The sequence below is a fragment of the Streptomyces turgidiscabies Car8 genome (genome assembly GCF_000331005.1).
In the GTDB taxonomy this organism is placed as follows: Bacteria; Actinomycetota; Actinomycetes; order Streptomycetales; family Streptomycetaceae; genus Streptomyces; species Streptomyces turgidiscabies.
The window spans coordinates 1-5,940 of the sequence record NZ_AEJB01000422.1 but is presented as its reverse complement, the minus strand read 5'-3'; the positions used below and the strand labels follow the sequence as shown (position 1 = coordinate 5,940).

General features: G+C 66.1%; 6 protein-coding genes. 3 read left to right on the top strand and 3 right to left on the bottom strand.

Going from position 1 to position 5,940, the window contains the following annotated elements; translation table 11 throughout:
• Both STRTUCAR8_RS31195 and STRTUCAR8_RS31190 read right to left on the bottom strand, forming a co-directional pair.
• On the bottom strand, positions 1-492 hold a 492-nt coding region (locus STRTUCAR8_RS31195), incomplete at its 3' end, for a hypothetical protein (protein ID WP_006380139.1).
• A gap of 113 nt (positions 493-605) precedes the next feature.
• Positions 606-1,094, bottom strand: coding sequence for a helix-turn-helix domain-containing protein (locus STRTUCAR8_RS31190; protein WP_006380141.1), 489 nt, complete (start codon positions 1,092-1,094; stop codon positions 606-608).
• 530 nt (positions 1,095-1,624) lie between these two features.
• Here STRTUCAR8_RS31190 and STRTUCAR8_RS31185 point away from each other — a divergent pair.
• Positions 1,625-2,455: a TniB family NTP-binding protein gene (locus STRTUCAR8_RS31185; protein ID WP_006380140.1), complete on the top strand. Its 831-nt coding sequence runs from the start codon at positions 1,625-1,627 to the stop codon at positions 2,453-2,455.
• Between the two features lie 344 nt (positions 2,456-2,799).
• A complete protein-coding gene (locus tag STRTUCAR8_RS54615) occupies positions 2,800-3,381 on the top strand; it encodes a hypothetical protein (protein ID WP_234372655.1) in 582 nt (193 codons plus the stop codon).
• 81 nt (positions 3,382-3,462) lie between these two features.
• Here STRTUCAR8_RS54615 and STRTUCAR8_RS31175 read toward each other — a convergent pair whose 3' ends face one another.
• A complete protein-coding gene (locus STRTUCAR8_RS31175; protein ID WP_006380145.1) occupies positions 3,463-5,052 on the bottom strand; it encodes a PQQ-binding-like beta-propeller repeat protein in 1,590 nt (529 codons plus the stop codon).
• A 239-nt stretch (positions 5,053-5,291) separates the two neighbouring features.
• Between STRTUCAR8_RS31175 and STRTUCAR8_RS31170 the strand changes: the two genes are divergently transcribed.
• Entirely contained in the window at positions 5,292-5,660 is a 369-nt protein-coding gene (locus tag STRTUCAR8_RS31170; RefSeq protein ID WP_006380142.1) for a hypothetical protein, read from the top strand.
• The last annotated feature ends 280 nt before the right edge of the window (positions 5,661-5,940 follow it).

The following is a 5,940-nucleotide window of genomic DNA, read 5'->3' as shown; positions in this document are numbered from 1 at the left end:
CTCGATCTCCTCGGCGGCCTCGCCGCGCCAGGTGCGTACGGCCTGCTCGCCGTGCTCGGCGACCTTCTCGTACGTCTCCCGCGCCTTCACGGCGTACTCGGCGGCGACGCCGACACCGCGCAGGGCGAGGTCCTGGGCGCTCTCGCCGAGCTTCTTCAGGTCGGCGTCGATGGTGGAGCCGAGCTTCTTGAAGTCGCCGTCCAGCGTGTTGATGAACTCGCCGACCTTGGTCTGGAGGGTCTCCTGCGCCTCCTTGGCCCGGACGGCGGCCTTCTCCTGCGCCTCCTTGGCGCGAGCGGCGGCCTTCTCCTGCACGGACTTCGGGTCGGTGCCGCGTACGGCCTCGATCCGGGCCGGCGCCTCGGCACGCAGCTGCTCGACCAGGCCGGGCACCTTCTTGGCCTGCTGGAGAGCGAGGTCGGCGGTGCCTGCGGCGAAGTAGAGCGGCGTGGGGTCGCTGAAGGTCTTGCGCAGGTCGTCGGTGATGGCCATGGTGATGGTCCTCCCGGGTTGCTTGGGCTGAGGGTTTTTGGTTTACCGAGTACGTCGGGCCGTTCTCGACCGACACGTCAGATGCATTCGATGCGTCCGGTGCGTCCGGTGCGTCAACTGGCCGTCTGCTGTGGGTCGGCGTCGCTGCCGGTGCCTATGCCGGCGTCTGTGCCGGCGTCTCTGAGAGCACCGCTCGGAACGTCCGGCACAGGAACGTCCGTCGCGGCTGGGGCGCTGTCCGGGTCAGCGATCTCGAACCCGTTCTCCTTGCGGAAGGACTCGTAGATCTGCAGCAGCACCTGCTTCTGCCGTTCACCGAGCGTGGGATCGGCGAGTATGACGGCACGCGTCTCCACCTCGTCCCGGTCCCGCTCGGCGTCCAGGATCCCGGCCCGCACGTACAGCGTCTCGGCGGAGATCCGCAGCGCCTTGGCGACCTGCTGCAACACCTCCGCGCTCGGCTTGCGCAGCCCGCGCTCGATCTGGCTCAGATACGGATTGGACACCCCGGCGGCATCGGCGAGCTGCCTGAGGGACAGCTGCGCGGTGCGCCGCTGATCGCGCAGGTACTCACCAAGATTGCCGACGTTGAGCGTTGCCATGCGTCTACCTTGCCCCACCCTTGCTAACTATTGCAAGCGCCTGCTTGCAATAGTGCGCTACGCCACTTCGGGGCGGGGTGTGACTGAGCAAGACACCTTCGACCGACCTGTGACCTGTCTCGCTGAAGGTGAGCCAATCTCGGTCTATCTGAGTCATCTGGTCTTGCGTCCCGGTCGACCTGGGCCATCTTTCGATCCGTCTCGCTCTTTCTGAGCCACCGCTGTGCCCAGCTCCCTACGGTCGTCGTACGTGGTCAGCGCCGGGTGGGGGTGGCTGGTGGAGCCTGAGGACTTCTCACTGGAGTACGTCGACGCGCGCGGTGAGCTACACGAAGGGCCGCTTGGGGTGATGTGGTCGACGCGTTTTGAGGCTGCCGGGCAGGTGCGGGCGTTCCCGTCGTACCGGGAGCAGCGCAACTTTCCCGGCTGGTACTGGGCTGCTACCAGTGGCGAGTTGATGGGCTTCGAGTCCTGGGTGGAGCTCGGTCATCTGATGCGGCTGGACTCCGAGCCGGACGAAACTCCAGGTCGTGCGCACGTCCACGGTCAAAGAGATCGCCCATCAGGGACGGCTGCTGACCCTGCTCAACCAGCGTGAGCACGGGCCTCGCCGCGGGATGATCGTCTCCGGTCAGTGGACGACCGGGAAAACCACCGCGCTCAAGCAACTCGGCCGCACCCACGAACTCCGTATCCGGCAGCGCTACCCGGGCAACGACCGCATCCCGGTCGTCTATATCACCGCCCCGCCCAAAGGCTCCCCGCGCAAACTCGCCCTGGAATTCGCCCGATTCCTCGGCCTGCCGGTGATCAACCCGCGGCACAACACCATCGACGTCACCAGCGCCGTCTGCCAAGTGCTGATCGAGGCCCGCACCGACCTGGTCCTGGTCGACGAGATTCACCTGCTCAACCACGCGACCACCGCCGGCGAGGACCTCTCCGACCACTTGAAGTACTTCACCGAGCATCTGCCCGCGACATTCGTCTATGCCGGGATCAACGTCGAGAATTCCGGCTTGTTCACCGGGGTCCTCGGCAAGCAGCTCGGGGGCCGCTGCATCCTGGTGCGCACCGGTGCCTTCCCGCCCAACGGCGAGTGGCAGGCGCTGGTCGCCTCTCTGGAAACGACCCTCCGCCTGCACCGGCACCCGAACGGCGCCCTGGTCAAGCTCGCGAAATACCTGCACCAGCGCACCGGCGGCATGATCGGAAGCCTCTCCCACCTGATCCGAGCCGCAGCCATTTCTGCCATCCTCGACGGCAGCGAACAGATCACCAAAACTCTCCTGCGCGGCATCCGCGTCGACCACAACAGCGAATCCGACTCCCCGCCCGAACCGCGCAGGGCAGCCGGATGAGCCCACGTTTCGAGCCTGTCCTTTTCCGTCCGCTGCCGCGACCAATCAAGCCTTTCCCGCAGGAGACCAAGCACTCGTTCCTGGGCCGACTCGCAGCGGCGAACGCGATGCCTGTCCACCGCATCCAGCAGCCCTCCCGGTGGCTGCCCTCCCGCCTGGACTCAACTGACCAGCTCAGCGTCCTGAGCGGACAGCCGCGTACATCGATCCAGCACGCGATCCCCCAGTGGGAGAAGCAGCCAGGGAACTTTCCGCAAGGACCCCTCGCTGCGACTCCCCGATGGGCCTGCCGACGCTGTGTCGCGCGCAGAACCGGCACCCCGGACGAACGCGTCAAGATCTGGATGTCGAACTATCACGACCAGGTCTGCATCCCGCACCGTCTATGGATCGGCCGAGCCGTCGAGACGCCCGCGAACCAGTTCGACCTAGCCGGCCTTCCCGAGGTCGTCAGCGCCCAACGGCGTCACTACAGGCTCCTGCGCCGTTACGGGCCTGACGTGCTCAACCCGTGCTACGTGCAGTGTTCTGGTCTCTGGCACGCTCTCCTCCGGCACGGGTACCTACTCGACGATCGCACTCACCGACTCGCCCGCCTTCGGCCCCGCTCTTCCCGCACCGTTCACCCCTGGGACTCCGAGCGCTATGCCGCGGTCTATCCGGAGATCGTCAAAACCATGGTGCTCTACGCCTCTGCCCAGTGGCGCGGTCTGGCGGCATCCAGCGACGAGGAAGACTTCCGTGCCTTCCATACTGAGTTCATCCGACGGCTTCCCATCGAGATGCCTCTGCGCACAACGGCCAAACCCTGGTTCATCCAGCAGCTCCGCGCCATCGCGCACGCCATCCAGGACGCCGCTGAGCAGAACGTCCTCGCCGCAGACGACGCGGCCGACAACTCAGGGCCTTGTGGCTCAGGTGGGTGAGCCACAATCCCACCTTGCGAACAGGACGTCTCGTCTCATGAGACATGCGAACCGCGAAAAAACAAGGCTTCGCTCCCGGGATCACGGCCGAGCTGGGCACTCCAGGATCCGGCCGTCGACGGTCCCGATGAGCAAGTGTCCTTGAGGCGCCACAGCGAGGGACAGTGCCGTGGTCGGTACTCCGTCGACCTTGAGCTCGGTGTGCCATCGCACCGAGCCGTCGTTGGCGTGTAGTGCTGTCAAGGCGCCGGAGTTGTAGGCCACGTAGAGGTTGTCCCCGTCGGTGTCGAGGGCAGTGGCAGGATGATCGGTGCGGTACTGCCACTGCACTGAGCCGTTCAGGGATCGCCGCACGACGTAGGCGCCACCGGGTTGGAGCCCCTGACCGTGGTGGACGGCGCCGGCATAGACCAGGGACTGCCCGATTTCGACCGCAGGGCCCCCGAAATGATGCTCCTCCGGTACCCACGAGTGTGGGAAGAGCCTCCGCAACGTCCCATCGTCGTCCAGGGCGGTGACCCACTTGTCCCGGTGCGGCTTGTCCGGATCAGTGCCAACCAAGATGTACGGGCGGCTCGCGCGACGGACGGCGAACGGGTGGTTGAACAAGTCGAAGCGGCTGACTTCCGGACCGTCTACCGGACCGTCAAGGTCGAACATCAGCAGCCGTTCGGGACGCTTGCGACGGCCGTCCAACGGCCGAAGAATCGTCCTGTGGTCGCCCGCGACGAGAACCGTAAACACGCCCGGGCTCAGGGTCTCCAGCACCTGCCCTGTGTCGACAGCGATTCGGGCAAGCCGGGGTGCGGACCTCTCCCAGTGTCCTCCCTTGTGGCGAACGCGGCGTTCGGCGTTGGTCCACACCCATGTGCCGTCGGAGGCCAGAACCAGCTGTCGGCCGCCCTCCTCGTCCTCGACCACCCAATGCAGGTCTCCGGATAGCAGCCACGACTCCGCCAGCACCCCGTCCAGAGCGGCCAGCACGCGGCCGTCCTCCGTACCTTCGACAGCCCACACCCGTCGACGTACGGACCACTGCCGACCGGCCAAGGCCGCGAGGCCCGCGAGGCACCGGCGGGCCTCCACGCTGTGGTCCGGCTGGAGAACCGGTTCCGCGGGGGCAGCCAACTCCTCGGCACCGATCGACCCCTGCCCGACTGCGCCCCAGTCTGAGCGAGCCACAACGACCGCATGACCCTGCTCGTGTGCCTGCGGGTTCTCCCAGTCGTCACACGGCGCCAAGACCAGACCAAGTGCCGTCTCGCTGCACCATTGCACGCCGAGCACCTCCCGCTGGTACTGCAGGGCGGACACCACGTCGCCGGAGTCCAGGTGGATCAGCAGCAGCTCGCCTTCAAACGAGTAACCGCCGTCGTAGCACCCCGTACCAACAGCCAACAGAGGAAGAACCGGGTGGAAGGCGAGAGACCGAACGGGGTACCTCGACCGCACCAGGTGCCGACACTGCAGCCCGGCCTGCTCATAGACACCGATCCGGTGCCCCGTCCATCGGGAGTCCGCGGTCCCGCCACCACTCCACTGGATATGCCCGAGGTCCCCACCCACAGCGACCGTCCGCGAATGCTCGTCAGCGACGGCCAGAGCAGGTTCACCGATCTCGGCGAATGGGCCGTCGCCGAGCACGCGTCGGACTATCGGTGCAAGGGTCATACAGGGGTCCTCCCAGGTCGGCACATGAACGACCGCCGTCCCGAGCGCGGCACGGCGGCAGCTCATGATCCCGGCGGGCGGCGGGGTACACCAGTGGATTTCAGGCGGGCAAGGCCCTGCCCGTACACGTCGCTGCCGGGGATCTTTGCGGCGGACTACGCCGAACGTCTGGAGGCGGCCCGCAGCAGGCTTCGTCCAGCCCTGGACGACAGCGCCAGTGACGAGGAGTGTGCGGACGCATGAAGCCCCTCTCGGAAATGACTGAACGTGAGTACTTCGCCAGCGTCGGCCAACGTCCCGGCATGTTCGTCGGCAAGACCTCCTTCAACATGCTGACCGCGTTCCTGACCGGCTACGACCAGCATGCTCTCCGGCACAGTGGGCACGGGCTCACCGGCTGGCACGATTGGCTCATCGCCCGTCGCGGACGCGACTGCAACCACGCTTGGCCCGGCCAGGTCCTCCACATCGCCCTCCCGAACGGCTGGGACAACATCTGGAACCTCCCGCCTGAGGACGAACAACATGCGATCAAGGTCCTGTTCGAGCTCCTCGACGGGTTCGCTGCCGAGTGCGAAGTAGCGCAGGGCACACGATTCTCAGGTTGACTGAGACACCAGGCCTCACCGCGTCTCACTCAAGATGACCCATCGCTGGTCACGGCCTCGACGTGGTCCACCTTCACTAAGACGGGACAACACCTTCGACCGACCTGACAGCCCAGCAGGTGTGTCCGCTGTCATTCAATCCAGTCGTTTGACAACGAACCCAGTCGTTTCGCCTTCTTTGACAGCGTGACGCAGTCGCGCGGGCCGTCGGCGCCGTGGCGGTCGAGGGTGCCCTTTGCCGGGTGACCTTGACCGATTGACAGGTGAGTTTGACGGCAGG